Origin of the sequence: Georgenia faecalis, from assembly GCF_003710105.1 — a bacterium.
Taxonomy (GTDB): domain Bacteria; phylum Actinomycetota; class Actinomycetes; order Actinomycetales; family Actinomycetaceae; genus Georgenia_A; species Georgenia_A faecalis.
Window position 1 is genome coordinate 1,146,280 of record NZ_CP033325.1, and the last position, 18,501, is coordinate 1,164,780.

The following is an 18,501-nucleotide window of genomic DNA, read 5'->3' on the forward strand; positions in this document are numbered from 1 at the left end:
GGGTGAGGTCGCAGCGGTATAGGCACCGATTTCTCACCCATAGCTGCGGCATGGGGGGGTGCGGGCGCGAGAGAGTGCGGCTGAGCGGGGTGCGGGCGCGAGAGAGTGCGGCTGAGCGGGGCTGCGCCCCGCGCGAGGTTCGCCCGACGGCGGCGCGGCCCAGGCCGGTGCGCGCGAGACGCCGTAGGTTGGCCACCGGAGCTTCGGCGCCACCGCCCCCGCCCACCGGCGCTTCGGCGCCACCGCGCCCCGGTGCTTCGGCGCCACCGCCCCCGCCCACCGCCCCCCCCGGACCGAGGAGGACCATGGCCGACGACGAGCCGGCTGACGGGCGTCCGTCCGGGACGCGCGCCGCGGCCGAGGCGTGGGAGGAGCTGTTCCGCGCTCAGGTCGCGCTCATGCGGCGCTTCGAGCACGACGGCGACTTCGAGCCGCTGGCGACGCGCGAGTACGACGTCCTCTTCCAGCTGAGCCTCGCGCCGGCCGGCGCCCTGCGGATGCGGGAGCTCAACGAGCGGATCCTCCTGAGCCAGCCCAGCCTGAGCCGGATGGTGGACCGGTTGGCCGGGCGCGGGCTCGTCCGCCGGGCGGCGGCGCCCGGGGACGGCCGCGGCGTGGTGGTCGAGCTGACCGCGGAGGGCGCCGAGCTGCAGCACCAGATCGGGCGGCGGCACGTCCGCTCGATCCGGTGCTACGTCGGCGGCGCGCTCGACGAGGCCGAGCTCGCCGAGCTGGCCCGGCTCACCCGCAAGCTGCGCGACGCCCAGCCCGGCCTCTGAACCCCCGCCCCGCGGGCACCCCGCGCCGCCGATGAGTTCTCACCGGCCCGCGGGTCAGTTGCTTTCGACAGCACGAAGGCCGGCACGAGAGGACGAGGCGATGAGAGAACTGGTGGTGAGCACGTTCGTCACCCTCGACGGCGTCATGCAGGCGCCCGGCGGACCCGGCGAGGACGACTCCGGAGGGTTCACCAAGGGCGGGTGGGCCGTGCCGTTCTGGGACGACGCGATCGACGCGTTCATGGACGAGTTCATGGCCGGGCCGTTCGACCTCGTCCTCGGGCGCACGACGTACGAGATCTTCTCGTCGTACTGGCCGAGCGCGACGGAGCCCGGCGCGGAGCAGCTCAACGCGGCGACGAAGTACGTCGCCTCCCGGGGCCGACCCGCCCTGGGGTGGCAGAAGGCGGTGCTCATGGAGGGCGACGTCGGCGAGTACGTCGCCGGCCTCAAGCAGGAGGACGGCCCCGAGCTCCAGGTCCACGGCAGCGCCGACCTGCTGCAGACCCTCATCCCCGCCGGGCTCGTCGACCGCTTCCGGGTGCTCACCTTCCCCCTCGTGGTGGGACCGGGGAAGCGGCTGTTCGGCCCCGGCACGGTGCCCGCGGCGTTCCGGCTGGTGAGCAACGCCGCCACCGGCACCGGCGTCACCCTCACCGTCTACGAACCGGCCGGCGACCCCACCACGGGGTCGTTCCCGCTCGAGTGAGGCACCCCGCCGCTCAGATGCTGTGCCGCATGGTCCGCACGCCCACCGTCAGGCCGAGGGCGGCGAGGAGCGCAGCCGCGACGGCGCCCTGCCACACGGCCGGGTCACCGAAGGCGCCGTTGAAGAGGGCCCGCTCGGCGTCGACCATGTAGGTCAGCGGGTTGACGGCGGAGAGCACCTCCATCCACCGGGGAGCCGTGTCGAGGGGCAGGAGCATCCCGGACAGGATCATCAGCGGGAAGATGAGGCCCTGCTGGACGGTCCAGAACATCCAGTCGCGCTCGCGGGCGGCGATGGCGAGGGCGTAGCTCAGGGCCCCGAGCCCCAGCCCGAACACCCCGAGGATGAGCAGCCCGACGACCATGCCGGGCAGGTCGGGCCGGAAGCCGAGCAGCGAGGCGACGCCGGTGATGACGACCGCCTGGACGACGAGCGGCACCATCTCCTTGAGCGCCCGGCCCACCATGAGCGCGGAGCGGGCGACGGGCGCCACGAGCATGCGCTCGTGCGAGCCGCCCTGGATCTCGAAGAGCAGGTTGGACCCGGTCATCGCCGTCCCGAACAGGGCGATCATGACGATGATGCCGGGGACGAACCACTGCAGTGAGTCTGCCAGCGGGAGGCCGGTCATGCCGCTGAGCAGCGGGCCGAAGAACGCGAGGAACACCAGCGGTTGCATGAGGGAGAAGACGAGGCTGAAGGGGTCCCGCAGGACCGGGCGCAGCTCGCGGACGAACACGTTGGCGGTGTCCTGGAGGACGCCGGAGGGGCGGGCCGTGGCGCCGAGGGCGGTGGTCATGAGCGGGCTCCGGACGTCTGGGAAGTGGTCGGGGAGGTGGTCGGGGAGGCGGGCGGCCCGGCAGCGGCACCATCGACGACCTCCTCGCCCGGCGCGGGGACGTCGTGGCGGTCCTCGCGCAGGCTGCGGCCGGTGAGGGTGAGGAAGACGTCGTCGAGCGTGGGACGGTCGAGCTCGACCGCGACGACGTCGGACCCGCCCTCCCGCAGCGCGGCGAGGAGCCCGGGCAGGACGCGGTCGCCGTGGTTGACGGCGGCGACGAGCCGGGTCCCCTCCGGCACGGGCGTCGTCACGACGGCGGCGTCGGCAGTCCCGGAGTCCTCGGCGGCGCGCCGGAGCACCTGGACGGCGCCGGTCGCGTCGCCGGTCACGGTGAGCGTGAGCCGGTCCCCGGCGAGCTCGGCCTTGAGGCGGGGCGCGGTGTCGTCGGCGATGATGCGGCCGTGGTCGACGACCATGACGCGCTCGGCGAACTGGTCCGCCTCGTCGAGGTAGTGGGTGGTGAGCACGAGCGTCATCTCGTACCGCTCGCGCAGCGCGAGGATGTGCTCCCACAGGTGGGCGCGGGACTGCGGGTCCAGGCCGGTCGAGGGCTCGTCGAGGAAGAGCAGGCGTGGGGTCGGGATGAGCCCCAGGGCGATGTCCACCCGGCGCCGCTGGCCGCCGGAGAGCTTCATCGTCGGCCGCTTGGCGACCTCACCGAGGTCGAGGACGTCGATGAGCTCGTCGACCCGCCGGCGCCGCTCGACGCGGCCGAGGCCGTAGAGGGCGCCCTGGCTGAGGAGCTCGTCGCGCACCCGGTAGTACTGGCCGGCCCCGTTCTTCTGGCCGATGTAGCCGATGCTCGCGCGGACCTGCGCCGGCTGCTCGGCGACGTCGTACCCGCACACGCGCGCGGTGCCGCCGGTGGGTTCAAGAAGTGTGGTGAGCATCCGTAGCGACGTCGACTTGCCGGCGCCGTTGGGTCCGAGGAACGCGGTGAGCGTCCCGGGCTCGATGTCCATCGTGAGGTCGTCGACGGCGACGACGGTGGTCTTCCCCGGTCCGGAGAAGTGCTTGCTCAGCCCGCGGGCGCTGATGATGGAAGTCATAGCGGGGACGCTAGGAGCCAATGCGGCCAGATCCTGTCCGGGGTGCGGCGTAGATTTTCGGACATGTCGGATCCGACGGCGCGTGCCCTGCGCCTGCTCTCCCTGCTGCAGACGCACCGGTTCTGGACGGGCGCCGAGCTGGCCCAGCGTCTGGGGGTCAGCGAGCGCACGCTGCGCCGCGACGTCGACCGCTTGCGCGAGCTGGACTACCGGGTCATCGCCCAGCCGGGCGCGGCGGGCGGGTACCAGCTGGAGAGCGGGAGCAACCTGCCGCCGCTCCTCCTCGACGACGACGAGGCCGTCGCCATCGCCGTCGGGCTGCGGACCGCCGCCGTGCAGGGGGTGGGCGACGGCGAGCAGACCTCGCTCAGCGCGCTGGCCAAGCTCGAGCAGCTCCTGCCGCGCAACCTCCGTCGCCGGGTGGCGGCCCTCCAGGAGCACACCATCCCCTCGGTGCGCCCCGACGCCCGCATCGCCGCGGCGGTGCTCGCGCAGCTGGCGCTCACCTGCCGGGACCACGAGCGCCTGCGGTTCCGGTACACCGACGCCGTCGGGACGGCCTCGGCCCGCCACGTGGAGCCGCACTCGCTCGTCCCGCACGACCGGCGGTGGTACTTCGTCGCGTGGGACGTCGACCGCGCCGACTGGCGCACGTTCCGGATCGACCGGATGGGGGAGCTGCAGGCGACGGGCGCCCGTTTCACGCCCCGGGAGCTCCCCGCCGTCGACGCCGCGGAGTTCGTCCGGGTCGCGCACCACAGCGTGCGGCACCGCTACGAGGCGGTGGTGCACCTGCGGGCCTCCCTCGACCAGGTGCGGGACTACTTCGGCCCGTGGTCGAGCGGCGCGCGGGATGCGGGCGACGGCACCGTGGACTGGCCGATCGGCGGCACGCTCGTCCCCGAGCTCCTCTCGGGGCTGCTGTGGATCCCTCCGGACATCCCCTGGACGATCACGTGCGCGCCGGAGGTCGCCGAGGCCCTGCGCGTCTTCGGGGTCCGGGTCGCCGAGGCGGTGTAGCGGCCGCGGTCCGGTCCGGCGACGTCGGCGCGTCCCACGCGCTCAGCCCGCGAGGAGCCCCCGGATGTCGTCGGCGCTCAGCGGCGAGGACATGAGGGCGTCGCCGTCGTCCATGACCCGGTCGAAGAGGTCCTGCTTGCGGGCCTTGAGCTCCATGACCTTCTCCTCGATCGTGCCCGCGGCCACGAGCCGGTAGACCATGACGGTCTTGTCCTGCCCGATGCGGTGGGCCCGGTCGACGGCCTGGGTCTCCACGGCCGGGTTCCACCACGGGTCGAGGACGAAGCAGTAGTCCGCCTCGGTGAGGTTGAGGCCGAAGCCGCCGGCCTTAAGGCTGATGAGGAAGACCGGGGCGCTGCCGGTCTTGAACTCCTCGATCCGCCGGGCGCGGTGCCGGGTGGTGCCGTCGAGGTAGCAGTAGTCCACGCCCATGGCGTCGAGGCGGTCACGGACGGTCTTGAGGAACGTCGTGAACTGGCTGAACACGAGGGCGCGGTGGCCCCCGCTGATGACCTCCTCGAGGTTCTCCATGAAGGCGTCCGCCTTGCTCGAGCTCACGCCCGCGTACTTGTCGTCGATGAGGGTGGGGTCGAGGCTCAGCTGCCGCAGCAGGGTGAGCGAGCGGAAGATGGTGAACCGGTTCTTGTCCATGTCGTCGATGAGGCCGAGGATCTTGCGCCGCTCGCGCTGGAGGTGGGTCTCGTAGATCCGGCGGTGCCGGGGGTTGAGCGTCACCGTGAGCACCTGCTCCTGCTTGGGCGGCAGCTCGGTGGCGACCTGCTCCTTGGTCCGGCGCCGGATGAACGGGCCGATCCGCCGGCGCAGCGTGCGCAGCAGCTCGGCGTCGCCCCCGCGTTCGATGGGGATGCGGTAAGTCTGCGCGAAGCGGTGCGGGTCGGGGAACATCCCCGGCGCCACGATGGAGAGCAGGGACCACAGGTCCATGAGGCTGTTCTCGAGCGGGGTGCCCGTGATGGCGAGCTTGAACGGCGCGGCCAGGGTGCGGGCGCACTGGTAGGTCTTCGCCTGGTGGTTCTTGACGAACTGGGCCTCGTCGAGGACCAGGCCACTCCAGGTGAGGGCCGCGTAGGCGTCGAAGTCGATGCGGAACAGCGCGTAGGAGGTGATGACGACGTCGGCGGCGGCGACGTGCTCCGCGAGCGGGACGCCGCTCTTGCCCTGCGTCTCGGCCACCGTCGCGACGTGCAGGCCGGGCGCGAACCGGGCGGCCTCGCTCGCCCAGCCGCCGACGACGCTGGTGGGGGCGACGACGAGCACCGGCGCGTCGAGCCGGCCCGCCTCGTGGGTGCGGCAGATCGCCGCGAGGGTCTGCAGCGTCTTCCCCAGGCCCATGTCGTCGGCGAGGATCCCGCCCAGGCCGGCGTCCATGAGGTGGCTCAGCCACCGGTACCCGTCCACCTGGTAGGGGCGCAGGTCCGCGTGCAGCGTCGACGGCACGGCGACCTCCTCGGCGCCGTCCGCGCCGAGGAGCCGCTCCACCCGGTCCTGCCAGCGCCAGCTCTGCTCCTCGACGATGCCGAGCTCGCTGAACTGCTCCCACAACCCGACGTGGAAGGTACTCATCCGCAGGCCCTCGGCGTCGGCGTCGGTGAGCTCGCGGGCCTCCTCGATGAGCCGGCGCAGCTGGTCGAGCTCGGGCCGGTCGATGGTGAAGTACGTGCCCGACTGCAGCACCAGGTGGCGCTCCCCGCGGGCGAGGGCGACGAAGAGCGCCCGGAACGGGATGCGCTCCCCGTCGAGCTCCACCTGGACCCCGAGGTCGAACCAGTCGGCGTCGTCGGTGTCGATCGCCGAGACCTTGATGACGGGCACGGAGTCGGAGTACCGGTACTCCGGCGGGGAGCCGACGACGTCGACGACCAGGCCCGGCAGCTCGCGCAGGGCGGGGACCACCTCCTCGGTGAAGACGGCGGCGTCGAAGCCCCGCAGCTCGGTGCGGGGCTCGAGCCGGCCGACCGGTGAGCGCAGGCGGGCGTCCCACGGCGCGGGCAGGGTGAGCCCGGCGAGCAGGCGTGCCTCCGCCCGGGCGTCGCGCAGGTCCTGGGCGGTCGGCTCGGTGCCGATGCCGACGTCGCGGGCGGCGTCGTCGTCGTAGCGGAACGCCCACGCCACGGTGAGGCCGTGGTCCGCGGTGTAGGTCAGCCGGACGACCAGCCGCGGGGGCGCCACCTGCGGCAGGTCCACCGACCCGTCGGGGGAGCCGACGGCGATGACGCGGCGGAGCCGGGGGTAGTACTCGCGGACGAACCGTTCGACGTCGTCGGCGGGGATCGACAGCGGTCCGCGGCCGATGAGCCGGGCGACGTCCTCGCCCACCCGCTCGGCGAGCGGCGCCAGCAGGAGCCCCGCCTCGCCGGCGGCGGAGAGCGGGTGGAGCCCGTCGGGCGGTTCGACGACGACGCCGTGGGCCGGCGTGCCCAGCAGGCTCACCCGCCCGGGGTGCTCGCCCAGCACGGGGGCCAGCGTCGCCGGGCCGTCGGGGTCGGTACGAGTGAGGCCGAGGCTGAGGTGGACGGGCCCGGGGGCCAGCCGGACGGGGCCGGGCAGCCCCTTGTCCGCCACGAGCGGGACACCGGCGTCGACGACGTCGTGCAGCAGCGGCCACAGCTCGGGACCGAACTCGTCGAGGAGGACGGCGTCCCCGTAGTAGTAGCCCGAGCTGCGCGCCCGGTGGGTGTGGGCCAGGGCGTTGAGGGCCGAGCGCTGCCGGTCGGGGTAGCGCCGGGCGTAGTCCGCCTCGAGCGTGCGCCAGGAGACGCCCTGCTTGACCCATCGCGCCTTCTTGCCGGGCAGGACCGGGCGGACCCGCAGCCGCAGCCCGGAGCCGCCCGTGCCCAGCGTCCCGCCGGGCACCACCTCGACGAGGAGCCCGAGGACGGCGTCCCCCTCCGCCGCCCGGTCGCGCCGGACGGCGTCGGCGAGGGCGCGCTCCCAGGCCGGCACGGGCGGGCCGGCGAAGAGGCCGGCCTCCTCGCGTGCGGCGATGAGCACAGCCGCGACGTGCTTGCAGTTGATCTGGACGGGGCACGTGCAGCGCCCGAACACCGACCGCCCCGCGGAGGCGCCGCCGACAAGGACGATGGCCTGGTAGGGGAGCGGGCGGCTGCCGGCGACGGTGCCGAGGATCGCGCCACGTCCGGCGTTGCCGTGGACGTTGGTCACCCGACCGGCGCGCACGTAGGCCGCACCGCGCTCGTACGTCTGGGCACCGAGCGCCGAGCGGATCTCGCCGTCGCCAGGAAGGTGTGCCCACTCGTCGGGCGGTGTCGGGTCCACGGTGCCCAGGCTAGGCGCGGGGGCTGACAGCGCGTGCCCACGCCCGGGCGCACCGTAGGGAAAGCGTCAGGATCGAATGCCGGGATGGTCTACCTTTCAGCGGTGCCCTCGATCGGTCCCCTGCTGTCGGGGCGCCCCCACCGCCTGCGGTCCCCGGTGACGCGCCCGGGGCAGGTGATCGTCCTCGCCTTCGCCGTGGCGCTGGCCGTCGGCACGGCGCTGCTCATGCTCCCCGTCTCCGTGACGGACCACCCGCCGGCCGACGTGCTGCCCGCGGCCACCAACGCGGCCGGCGGGGCGACGGCCCTCGACGCCCTGTTCACCGCCGCGTCGGCGGTCTTCGTCACCGGGCTCGTCGTCGTCGACACCGCGACCTACTGGAGCGGCTTCGGGCAGGTGGTCATCCTCGCGCTCATCCAGGTCGGCGGGCTCGGCATCATGACCTCCGCGTCGCTGCTCGTGGTGCTCCTCGCCCGCCGGCTGGGCCTGCGCTCCCGCATGGTGACCAGTGCCTCGCTCGGCGCCCTGAGCATGGCCGACCTGCGCCGGGTGCTCCTCGGGGTGGCGCGGATCGCGGTCGGCGTCGAGGCGGTGATCGCCGTCGTCCTCGTGCTGCGCTTCGTCCTCGGGTACGACTACCCCCTGGGTCGCGCGCTGTGGCACGGGGTGTTCCACGCGATCTCCGCGTTCAACAACGCGGGGTTCGCCCTGTACTCGGACAACCTCATGGGATTCGTCCTCGACCCGTGGGTGTGCCTGCCGCTCGCCGCGGCGTGCATCCTCGGCGGGCTCGGCTTCCCCGTCTTCCTCGAGCTCCGCCGGCACCTGCGGACGCCCCGGCGCTGGAGCATGAACACCAAGGTGGTCATCGCCGGCACGGTGACGCTCCTCGTCGTCAGCGTCGTGACGATCACGGCGCTGGAGTGGAACAACCCGGACACCCTCGGTCCGCTGCCCTGGACGGGCAAGCTCCTCGCCGGGTTCTTCGCGGCCGTCGTCACCCGCACGGCGGGCTTCAACTCCCTCGACGTCGCGGCGATGAACACCCAGACGTGGTTCGCCCAGGACGTCTTCATGTTCATCGGCGCGGGACCCGCCAGCACCGGCGGCGGCATCAAGATCACGACGTTCGCCGTGCTCCTCGCGATCATCGTCACCGAGGTCCGCGGCGGGACGGCGGTCAACATCTTCGACAAGCGGCTCGCGCGCTCCGTGCACCGCGAGGCGATCACGGTCGCGCTCCTCGCCGTCGCGCTCGTCATGGCGGGGACGTGGACGCTCCTCATCATGACCGAGTTCACCCTCGACCAGCTGCTCTTCGAGGTGATCTCCGCCTTCGCCACGGTCGGTCTGTCCACGGGCATCACCCACCAGCTGCCCGACGCCGGTCAGCTGCTCCTCGTCGTGATGATGTTCGCCGGCCGGGTCGGGCCCGTGACCCTGGCCTCGGCGCTGGCCCTGCGCTCGCGCCGGCTCATGTACGAACTACCCAAGGAGAGACCCGTCATTGGCTAACCACATGCCCCGCGGACGCGTCACGACGCTGCGGCCCAACGACTCGGTGGTCGTCGTCGGCCTGGGCCGGTTCGGCCAGTCGCTGGCCCTCGAGCTGGCGCGCGACGGCGTCGAGGTCCTCGGGATCGACTCCGACGAGGACATCGTCCAGGACCTCAACGGGCGCCTCACCCGGGTGGTCCGGGCCGACGCCACGCGCGAGGAGGTCCTCCACCAGCTCGGCGTGCGGGACTTCACCCACGCCGTCGTCGCCATCGGCTCCAGCGTCGAGGCCTCGATCCTCACGAGCTCGTGGCTGCTCCGCTTCGAGGTGCCGCACGTGTGGGCGAAGGCGATCACCGCGCCGCACGGGCAGATCCTCGCCCAGCTCGGTGTGCATCACGTGGTCTACCCGGAGGCGGACATGGGGCGGCGGGTGGCGCACCTGCTGCGCGGGTCCCTCGCCGACTACCAGGACGTCGGCGGCGGCTTCGCGATGGTGACCGCCACCGCGCCCGCGTCGATGGTGGGCAAGCCGCTCGACCAGGTGGGCTTCCGCAAGAAGCACAACCTCAACGTCGTCGCGGTCCGCCAGCCCGACGGCAGCTGGGGCCACGCGACCGGGGAGACCGTCCTCCGCGCCGACGACACCGTCATCGTCATGGGCCCGGCCCCGGTGGCGGAGCGCTTCATCGACATGCGGTAGCGGGCGGCTTCGGCGATCAGCCGCTCCCGCGGTTCGGCGGTCAGCCGCTCGCGGGGGCAGGGCCGGCGGGTGAGCCGTCCGGGGCCGGTAGAGCGTCGTTGCCGGCCGGTGCAGCGCCGCCCGCGGCCGGCACCGCACCGTCGTGCCCGCAGGGCTGGCGGCCGATCCAGGCGCGCAGGCACTCCTCACGGATCGACCACTCGTGCTCGGTGAGCCGCTCCCCGTGCAGCCGGCCGGTGCGCAGCGCGCGGTAGACGACCAGCAGATGGGTCCGCGCCAACCGCGCGGCCGTCCGCATCGTCAGCTCGCCCATGGGCGGGAGGGTAGCGCCGTTCGGCTACAGGCGTCCCATTTCTACCGCCGAATCTTACGGGGCAGAAAAAGGGATGACGGCGGCCGTGCGCGGCTGCCAGGGTGTCGTCCATGGCCTTCACCGACGTGCGCTGACCGCGACATCCCGCGTGCCGCGTCGGCACACCTCTCACCTCGCCGGGAGCATCACCCGGCGTGCTGCGCCATGCCCTCATGCCGGCGGATCCGCCGTCGGCGACGACGAAAGGAGAAGACCATGAACCCCATCATGCTGGGCGACTTCTCCGCCCGAAGCAGGGGAATGTCGGTGGCGGACTTCCTCTACCTCCAGCACCGGCCGACCGACCGGCTCCGCCGCGCGCGCCGCAGCACCCGCGTCCGGCGCCGGGCGCAGCGGCGGACCGGCCGCTGACCGGCTCACCGCCGGGACACGGCGGCGGGCCGGCTGCGCGGCGGCGACCAGGGCAGCCGCGGCGCGAGCAGCCCAGCGGCCCGCCGCGCAGCGCGGCCTGCGCGGGCCCGGCGCCGCACGGCCCGGCGCCGCACGGCCTGGCGCGCGGCGGCACGGCTCTGCCGGCTACCGCCCCGCGGCGTACCCCTGCATGCCGCGCGGGTTCGCTGCCGCGCTGAGCACGCCGGTCGCCGGGTCGACGCCCACGCAGGACAGCCGCCCGAGCGTCCAGTCCCCGGACCGGGTGACGCGGTGCCCGCGCCGCTCGAGATCGGCGATGACGTCCTCGCCCAGTCGGTTCTCGACGACGGCGCCCGCCGGCTCCCAGGTGCGCGGCCAGAACGACCCGGGCACCGACGTCGTGTGGAGCATCGGGGCGTCGATCGCCGCCTGCGGTGAGTAGCCGCCGACGAGGGTGCGCAGGAGGTACAGCAGCTGCCACTGGTCCTGCTGGTCCCCGCCCGGCGAGCCCAGCGCAAGGGTCGGGCGTCCCCCGGTGAGCACCAGGGTCGGGGTGAGCGTCGTGCGCGGCCGGAGGCCCGGCCGCAGCGTGGTCGGCGCGCCCTCCTCCAGCCAGCACATCTGCAGGCGCGTGCCGAGGCAGAAGCCGAGGGTGGGGATCGTGGGCGAGGACTGCAGCCACCCGCCCGACGGGGTCGCCGAGATGATGTTGCCCCACCGGTCGACGACGTCGATGTGGCAGGTGTCGCCGCGGGTCTCGCCCGTCGGGGCGACGGTGGGCTCGCCGAGGCCGGCGAGGCTCGACCCGCCTCCCGCCGGCGGGGTGTAGGAGGTGCGCAGCGGGGGCACGAACGGCTCCCGGCCGGCGACCCGGCCCGGGCGCAGCTCGGCCGAGGCGCGGTCGGTGATGAGCGTCCGGCGCTGGGCGGCGTAGTCGGGGGAGAGCAGGGCGTCGAGGGGCACGTCGTCGTCGCCGTAGTAGGCCTCGCGGTCCGCCAGGGCGAGCTTGAGCGCCTCGAGGACCGTGTGCGCGCCGAGCGCGGTGGACGGGTCGAGGCGGTCGTCGTCGAACCCGTCGAGGATCGCCAGGGTCTGCAGCAGCGCCGGTCCCTGCCCCCACGCGCCGGTCTTGGCGATGGTGTGCCCCCGGAACTCCAGCGTCGTCGCCGGCTCGTAGCCCGCCGAGAAGGCGGCGAAGTCGGCGACGTCGATGACCCCGGCGTGGTCGGTGCCGGCGGAGTGGCGGTGCGGGACCCGCGCGAACTCCACGGCCTCGCGGGCGATCGGCCCGCGCCACTCGGCGCGCGCGGCCTCGATGCGCCCCGCACGGTCCCCGGCCGCCGACCCCGCCTCGACGAGGCGCTCGAGGGTGCGCGCGTAGGCCTCGTTGGTCACCATCTCGCCGCCGCGCGGCGGGCGTCCGTGGGGCATCCACCGCTCGGCCGAGGACGGCCAGTGCTCGCGGAAGAGGGGCGCCACCGCGGCGATGGTCGCCCCGACGCGCTCGAGGAGCGGGTGACCGTCGCGGGCGTAGGCGATGGCGTAGCCGAGGACGTCGGCCAGCTCCCAGGTGCCGTGGTCTCGCAGGAGGACGAGCCAGGCGTCGACGGCGCCCGGGACGGCCGCCGCCAGGGCCCCCGACCCCGGGACAAGCTCGAGGCCCTCGGCGAGGAAGTGCTCCCGGGTGGCCCCGGCCGGCGCCGGTCCCTGGCCCATGAGCACGGTCGGCGTCCGGTCCTGCGCCGTGGCGAAGATCGCCGTCAGGTCGCCGCCGGGGCCGTTGAGGTGCGGCTCGACGACGTGGAGGACGAACGCGGCGGCGGCCGCGGCGTCGAAGGCGTTGCCCCCGCGCTCGAGGACGGACTGCGCGCACCCGGTGGCCAGCCAGTGGGTCGTCGCGCTCATCCCGAACGTGCCCTGGAGGGTCGGCCGCGTGGTGAACGCCGGCGGGGCGGTGTACGTCATGAGGCGGCGTGGGTGCGGACGGTGGCGGCGTACCAGCGGGCGCTGGCCTTGGGGGTGCGCTGCTGCGTGGCGTAGTCGACGTGGACGATGCCGAACCGCTTGGAGTACCCGTAGCCCCACTCGAAGTTGTCGAGCAGGGACCAGACGAAGTACCCGCGCACGGGCGCACCGGCGGCGATGGCGTCGCCGACGGCCGCGATGTGGTCGCGCAGGTAGGCGATCCGGTCGTCGTCGGCGACCTGGCCGTCGGGGCCGACGGCGTCGGGGAAGGCGGCCCCGTTCTCCGTCACCATGAGGTCCAGGCCGGGGTGCTCGCGGTGCATCCGCAGCAGCAGCTCGGTGAGACCCCGGGGGTCGATTGACCAGCCCATGTCCGTGTACGGGCCGGGCTGGGCGGGGAACTCGATGTCCTCGCACGCCGGCCAGGGGCTGGCGGCGCTGTCCCCGTGCCCGTCCGCCTCCTCGCGCTCGCCGACGCCGTCGTACGCGCGCACGAGGGTGGGGCTGTAGTAGTTGATCCCCAGGACGTCGAGCGGGGCGTGGATGAGGGCGAGGTCGCCGTCGCGGACGAACGACCAGTCGGTGACGGACGCGGTCGCCTCGAGGACGTCGTCGGGGTAGCTGCCGGTGAGCACCGGGTCGAGGAACACCCGGTTCTGCAGGCCGTCGATGCGCTGTGCGGCCGCGGCGTCGGCGGCGGAGTCGCTGGCGGGCCGGACCCAGGCGAGGTTGAGGGTGAGCCCGATGGCGGCGTCGGGCCGTACCGCCCGGATCGCGCTCGCGGCCAGGCCGTGCGCGAGGTTGAGGTGGTGGACGGCGGCGAGCGTGGCGGCCGGGTCCGTCCGCCCGGGGGCGTGCACCCCGCTGCCGTACCCGAGGTAGGCCGAGCACCACGGCTCGTTGAGCGTGATGAACGTGGTGATCCGGTCACCCAGGCGCTCGGCGACGACGGCGGCGTACTCGGCGAACCGTTCGGCCGTGCTGCGCGCCGTCCAGCCGCCGGCGTCCTCCAGGGCCTGCGGCAGGTCCCAGTGGTAGAGCGTGACGGCCGGCGTGATGCCCGCGGCGAGGAGCTCGTCGACGAGCCGGGAGTAGAAGTCCACGCCGGCCTCGTTCACCGGTCCCAGGGCGTCGGCCGTGACGTCCGGCGTGATGCGCGGCCAGGCGATCGAGAAGCGGTAGGTCTGGAGCGCGAGCTCCTTCATGAGCGCGACGTCCTCGGCGTACCGGTGGTAGTGGTCGTCCGCGACGTCCCCCGTGTCCCCGGCGAGGACCTTGCCCGGGGTGTGGCTGAAGGTGTCCCAGATCGACGGCGTCCGGCCGTCCTCGGCGACGGCGCCCTCGATCTGGTACGCCGCGGTCGCGGCGCCCCAGAGGAAGTCCGCGGGGAAGGGCGAGGAGGGCGCGTCGGGGGCAGTCGGCTGCGGTGTCATGAGGATCACGCTAGCGCCGCGCCCGGGCCTGCGGCGGCCCGACGTCCCAGGGCCGAGCCCGGCGGCCGACGTCCCAGGAACCTCCCAGCCACGTCCCAGCCTTGCCGAAGGGGAGCGTGGCTCACTGGTACCAGCACTCGTCCAGACCCGTCACCGGAGCGTTACCGTGCCGCCCCTCCCGCTGCTGCTCGCGGACCTTGTCGCCGTCCTCCTGCTCACCTTCGCGCTGTACCTGCCGCGGCACCGGCGGCACGACCTCGCCGTCGCCTACCTCGCGGTCAACGTCGGCGTCCTCGGCGTCGCCGCGGCGCTCTCCTCGAGCACCGTGGGGGCGGGGCTCGGCCTGGGCCTGTTCGGCGTGCTCTCGATCATCCGGCTACGCTCCAGCGAGCTCTCGCAGCGCGAGGTCGCCTACTACTTCTCCGCGCTCGCCCTCGGCCTGCTCGGCGGTCTCGAGGTCGGCACGCCCGAGGTGAGCGCGGGGTTCATGGCGCTCATCGTCGCCGTCATGTACGTCGGCGACCACCCGCGGCTCCTTCCGCGCCTGCGGCACGAGACCGTCCTGCTCGACCACGCCGTCCCCCGTGAGGACGAGCTCACCGCGCGCCTGGAGGAGCTCCTCGGCGCGCGGGTGCACGGCGTCAGCGTCCACAAGCTCGACCTGGTCAACGACACCACCCTCGTCGACGTGCGCTACACCCTCGACTCGGGGACCGGGCGCCGTCGCGGGGTCGTCGGGGAGCGCGCGGTCGCCGACGCGACCGCCGTCGGGGGGCGCGCCCGATGACCACGCCCGCGCCCGTCCCGGCCGCCCTCCCGCTCGCGCACCTGGCCGCCACGGACCTGGCGGCGCTCAACGAGCAGGCCTGCCTGCTCACCCGGGTGGACCGCAAGTACGTCCTCGACCACGCCGACGCCGTCGACGTCCTCACCGCCCTGCCCGCCGGCACGGAGGTGCTCGAGGTGGACGGGCGGCGCACGTTCGGCTACCGGTCGGTCTACTTCGACACCCGCGAGCTCACCAGCTACGCCGGCGCCGCCCACCGCCGTCGTAGGCGGTTCAAGGTCCGCACCCGCACCTACCTCGACAGCGGCGAGTGCTGGCTCGAGGTGAAGACCCGGGGCCCCCGCGGCGCCACCGTCAAGCGCCGGCTGCCCTACGACTCGCCCGAGACCCTCACCGAGATCGGGCGAGGCTTCGTCACCGACGTGCTCACCGAGGCCGAGATCCCTGCCTGGCCCGTCGCCGACCTGCGCCCGGTGCTCACCACCCGGTACCGCCGCGCCACCCTGCACGTGCCCGCCTCGGGGGCCCGCGCGACCGTCGACACCGACCTCGCGTGGACTACGGCCGACGGTCGCGGTCGCGACGCCCACGGCCTGGTGATCGTCGAGACCAAGTCCGGCGGCCTGCCCTGCGCGATCGACCGTCTGCTCTGGGAGCACGGCCACCGGCCCACCCGCGTGTCGAAGTACGCCACCGGCCTCGCGCTGCTCCACGACCTGCCCGCGAACCGGTGGCGCCGCGCCCTCGCGCGCCTCGACGCCGCCCCCGCCACCCCGTCCGCATGATCGGAGAACCACCGTGCACACTCCGCACCGTCCCGTTCTTGTGACCCTCCTCGTGGGGGGCCTCCTCGCCGGCTGCTCCGCGGCGGCCGGGACGCCCACCGACGAGGGCACGCCCCAGTCGAGCGCACCCCGCGCCGAGGAGTCCGCCCCGGCGCTCACCGTCGCCGACGCGCTCACCGCGAACCTGCCCACCCACGACGGCGCGGCCGACGCCGAGTGGGACGCGGCCACCGAGGTGCAGGTCGACCTCGCCGACGGCGCGTCCACCGCGTCCGGCGAGGGCGTGAGCATCGACGGCGACACCGTGACCATCGACCGCGCCGGCACCTACCGGCTGAGCGGCGCCCTCACCGACGGCGAGGTCGTCGTCGACGCCGCGGACGGCGGCGTCGTGCGCCTCGTGCTCGACGGCGTGGACGTCGCGAGCACGGCCTCCTCGCCGCTGGCCGTGGTGGAGGCGGGCACCGCCGTCATCGTCCTCGCCGACGGCTCGGAGAACCGTCTTGCCGACGCGGCCCGGACCGTGGAGGACGGCTCCGACGAGCCCGACGCCGGCCTCTACTCGGCCGCCGACCTCACCATCACGGGCACGGGTGCGCTGGAGGTGCAGGGCCGCACCAACGACGGCATCGCCACCAAGGACGGCCTGGTCGTCAACGGCGGGACCATCACCGTCGACGCCGTCGACGACGCGATCCGCGGTAAGGACTACCTCGTCGTCAACGACGGCGAGATCGTGGCCACCGCCGAGGGCGACGGCCTCAAGTCGGACAACGACGAGGACGCCGCGGCCGGCTACGTCGCTCTCCTCGGCGGCACCGTGAGCATCGAGGCCGGGGCCGACGGTGTCGACGCCGCCACCGATGTCATCGTCGGGGACGGCACCCTCGACGTGCGGTCGGGCGGGGGTTCCTCCGCGACCGTCGCCGAGGACGACTCGGCCAAGGGGCTCAAGGCCGGCGTCGCCGTCGTCGTCGGCGGCGGGACCGCCACCGTGGACTCGGCCGACGACGCCGTCCACTCCAACGGGGACGTCGCCGTCACGGGCGGCGAGCTCACCCTCGCCAGCGGCGACGACGGCGTGCACGCGGAGGGCAGCGTCACGGTCACCGACGGGACCGTGTCCGTGACCGACTCCTACGAGGGCATCGAGGCGCCGGCCATCTCCGTCACCGGCGGCGACGTCACCCTCGTCTCCAGCGACGACGGGGTCAACGCCGCCGGGGACGAGACGTCCTCGTACTCGCTCACCGTCACCGGGGGCACCGTGAGCATCGAGGCCGGGGGCGACGGCCTCGACTCCAACGGGACCGTCGACATGTCCGGCGGCACCGTCATGGTCTCCGGGCCGGCTGACCCGGGCAACGGCTCGATCGACGTCGTGGGCGAGTTCACCATCAGCGGCGGGACGCTCGTCGCGGCCGGCAGCGCCGGCATGGCGATGGCGCCGGGCACCGACTCGCCGCAGGCATCGGTGATGACGACGGTCCCGAGCCAGCGGGCGGGCACGGTGGTCCAGGTCGTCTCCTCCGACGGCGACGTCGTCGCCTCCTTCACGCCCCGGACGTCCTTCAGCTCGGTGGTGCTCTCCGCCCCCGGGCTCGTCGCCGGCGAGACGTACGAGGTCTACGTCGGCGGATCGGTGGCTGGGACGCAGACCGGCGGCGTCCACGACGACGGCGACCTCGCGGGGGCGAGCGTCGTCGCGACGGTGACGGCGGGGGAGTACGCCTCCGGCGGGATGGGCGGACCCGGCGGGGGTGAGCCCGGCGGCATGGGCGAGCCCGGCGGCGGCCGGGGCGCTGCCGGCTCCGGCGGGCGGGGCGGGCCGGCGTTCTGACGCCACCGCCCCTGGCGCGCCACCGACCCTGGCTCGCTGACGCCGGGGCCCGGGCCACTCAGGCCCGGGCCCCGGCGTCGGTGTCCCCTCATTCGGTGAGGGAGACGGTCGCCCCGCCGGAGAACATCGAGTCGTGGACCTCGATGCTCACGGGCGCGGCGTCCGTGGGGACGTCGAAGACGACCGTGCCGTCCACGGTGTTCCCCGGGTTGATCTCGTTGTAGAACGTGTCGTTGTCCTCGATGGCGAGCCCGGCGCTCGAGCTGGCCGAGTGCTCCCGGCCGGCGGCGTCGACGAGGATCTGGTCGTCGCCGGAGAAGTACTGCGCGGCGTCGCCGATGTTCGTCACCGTCATGTGGACGAGGACGAACTGCCCCTGCGCCTCTTCGCCGAAGAGGTCACCGCCGACGGCGGCCACGCCGGTCTCGATGCCCGTGACGACGAACTCGAACTTCCCGTCGCGGACGGCATCACCGATGCCGGGAACGGCGGGCTCGGCGGGCGCGTCCGGCTCGGCGGGCGGCTCCGCGGGCACGGCGGGCGGCGCCTCGGGCTCGGCGGGCGGCGCCTCGGGTTCGGCAGGGACGCCGGGCTCGTCGGGTCCAGCGGTGGCCGCGCCGGTGCGCTGGGAGGAGGGCGCGGGCGCGTCGTCCGCGCCGCCGCCACCCAGCGCGGCGACCGCGACGAGGAGGACGAGGAGCGCGAGGAGCCCGGTGAGGATCTTGTGCCGGGAGAACCAGCTCTTCTTCTCGGGCGTGGCCGGCGGGGTCGGCGGGAAGGGGCCGCCGGCGGCTGCCGGGTAGGGCGCCCCCGGGCCGCCGGCGGGCGAGCCGGGGGTGGCGTAGGCGGCAGGACCCTGCGGGTTGGGCTGGTGTGAGGGCTGGTGCTGCGGCGGCTGGGCGCCGGGGCCGGTGAAGCTCACGATGACCTCCGTTGTCGGGGGCTTCACCGAATCACCGGGGGGCCGGTGCCCACCTCGGCCGAACATGCAGACCTCGCTGGCCGATCGGGGGAGGCCGAGGGGGCAGTCGCCGGCCGATCAGCGGGTACCGGGTGTGGGTGCCACGCCCTA

At 74.1% G+C, this 18,501-nt stretch carries 16 protein-coding genes; 9 read left to right on the forward strand and 7 right to left on the reverse strand.

All coding sequences use genetic code 11. The features are described 5' to 3' along the window. Positions 1–305 precede the first annotated feature (305 nt). Together EBO36_RS04900 and EBO36_RS04905 are read left to right on the forward strand one after the other, a co-directional pair. Positions 306–779, forward strand: a complete 474-nt coding sequence (locus tag EBO36_RS04900; RefSeq protein WP_122823623.1) for a MarR family winged helix-turn-helix transcriptional regulator — start codon at positions 306–308, stop codon at positions 777–779. A 100-nt stretch (positions 780–879) separates the two neighbouring features. Continuing rightward, complete coding sequence (locus EBO36_RS04905; protein ID WP_122823624.1) at positions 880–1,488, forward strand: dihydrofolate reductase family protein; 609 nt, start codon at positions 880–882, stop codon at positions 1,486–1,488. Positions 1,489–1,501: 13 nt separating this feature from the next. Here EBO36_RS04905 and EBO36_RS04910 read toward each other — a convergent pair whose 3' ends face one another. After that, complete coding sequence (locus tag EBO36_RS04910) at positions 1,502–2,287, reverse strand: ABC transporter permease (RefSeq protein WP_122823625.1); 786 nt, start codon at positions 2,285–2,287, stop codon at positions 1,502–1,504. Then, a complete protein-coding gene (locus EBO36_RS04915; RefSeq protein ID WP_122825457.1) occupies positions 2,284–3,369 on the reverse strand; it encodes an ATP-binding cassette domain-containing protein in 1,086 nt (361 codons plus the stop codon). Before EBO36_RS04915 ends, EBO36_RS04910 begins: the two co-directional genes overlap by 4 nt. 72 nt (positions 3,370–3,441) lie before the next feature. Here EBO36_RS04915 and EBO36_RS04920 point away from each other — a divergent pair, with 72 nt between their 5' ends. Next, on the forward strand, positions 3,442–4,398 hold the full coding sequence (locus EBO36_RS04920; protein WP_122823626.1) for a helix-turn-helix transcriptional regulator: 957 nt from the start codon (positions 3,442–3,444) through the stop codon (positions 4,396–4,398). A gap of 42 nt (positions 4,399–4,440) precedes the next feature. Here EBO36_RS04920 and EBO36_RS04925 read toward each other — a convergent pair whose 3' ends face one another. Further along, positions 4,441–7,695, reverse strand: coding sequence for a DEAD/DEAH box helicase (locus EBO36_RS04925; RefSeq protein WP_222928774.1), 3,255 nt, complete (start codon positions 7,693–7,695; stop codon positions 4,441–4,443). A gap of 84 nt (positions 7,696–7,779) precedes the next feature. Here EBO36_RS04925 and EBO36_RS04930 point away from each other — a divergent pair, with 84 nt between their 5' ends. Both EBO36_RS04930 and EBO36_RS04935 read left to right on the forward strand, forming a co-directional pair. Further along, complete coding sequence (locus EBO36_RS04930; RefSeq protein ID WP_122823627.1) at positions 7,780–9,210, forward strand: TrkH family potassium uptake protein; 1,431 nt, start codon at positions 7,780–7,782, stop codon at positions 9,208–9,210. 4 nt (positions 9,211–9,214) lie between these two features. Further along, the gene (locus EBO36_RS04935; RefSeq protein ID WP_122823628.1) at positions 9,215–9,895 is read left to right on the forward strand and encodes a potassium channel family protein; all 681 of its coding nucleotides are present in this window, start codon (positions 9,215–9,217) and stop codon (positions 9,893–9,895) included. Between the two features lie 40 nt (positions 9,896–9,935). Here the strand turns inward: EBO36_RS04935 and EBO36_RS04940 are convergent, their stop codons facing one another. Further along, entirely contained in the window at positions 9,936–10,208 is a 273-nt protein-coding gene (locus EBO36_RS04940; protein WP_122823629.1) for a hypothetical protein, read from the reverse strand. A 255-nt stretch (positions 10,209–10,463) separates the two neighbouring features. Between EBO36_RS04940 and EBO36_RS15260 the strand changes: the two genes are divergently transcribed. Continuing rightward, positions 10,464–10,619 (forward strand): hypothetical protein, encoded by a 156-nt coding sequence (locus tag EBO36_RS15260; protein WP_164471350.1) that lies wholly within the window; start codon positions 10,464–10,466, stop codon positions 10,617–10,619. 165 nt (positions 10,620–10,784) lie between these two features. On the opposite strand, the gene EBO36_RS04945 is transcribed toward EBO36_RS15260, so the two are convergent. Then, positions 10,785–12,584, reverse strand: coding sequence for a gamma-glutamyltransferase family protein (locus EBO36_RS04945; protein WP_122823630.1), 1,800 nt, complete (start codon positions 12,582–12,584; stop codon positions 10,785–10,787). Continuing rightward, a complete protein-coding gene (locus EBO36_RS04950; protein WP_122823631.1) occupies positions 12,581–14,017 on the reverse strand; it encodes a GH1 family beta-glucosidase in 1,437 nt (478 codons plus the stop codon). The genes EBO36_RS04945 and EBO36_RS04950 overlap by 4 nt, the downstream gene beginning before the upstream one ends. 166 nt (positions 14,018–14,183) lie before the next feature. Here EBO36_RS04950 and EBO36_RS04955 point away from each other — a divergent pair, with 166 nt between their 5' ends. Genes EBO36_RS04955 through EBO36_RS15875 form a run of 3 tightly spaced genes read left to right on the forward strand, consistent with a single transcriptional unit; the run spans position 14,184 to position 17,429 of the window. Continuing rightward, the gene (locus EBO36_RS04955; protein ID WP_241237002.1) at positions 14,184–14,804 is read left to right on the forward strand and encodes a DUF4956 domain-containing protein; all 621 of its coding nucleotides are present in this window, start codon (positions 14,184–14,186) and stop codon (positions 14,802–14,804) included. Next, complete coding sequence (locus EBO36_RS04960; protein ID WP_122823633.1) at positions 14,801–15,589, forward strand: polyphosphate polymerase domain-containing protein; 789 nt, start codon at positions 14,801–14,803, stop codon at positions 15,587–15,589. Before EBO36_RS04955 ends, EBO36_RS04960 begins: the two co-directional genes overlap by 4 nt. 40 nt (positions 15,590–15,629) lie before the next feature. Beyond that, entirely contained in the window at positions 15,630–17,429 is a 1,800-nt protein-coding gene (locus EBO36_RS15875; protein WP_280525428.1) for a carbohydrate-binding domain-containing protein, read from the forward strand. An 88-nt stretch (positions 17,430–17,517) separates the two neighbouring features. Here the strand turns inward: EBO36_RS15875 and EBO36_RS15880 are convergent, their stop codons facing one another. After that, positions 17,518–18,378 carry a DUF4352 domain-containing protein gene (locus EBO36_RS15880; RefSeq protein WP_280525429.1) on the reverse strand — a complete coding sequence of 287 codons (861 nt, stop codon included), beginning with the start codon at positions 18,376–18,378 and terminating at the stop codon, positions 17,518–17,520. Positions 18,379–18,501 lie beyond the last annotated feature (123 nt).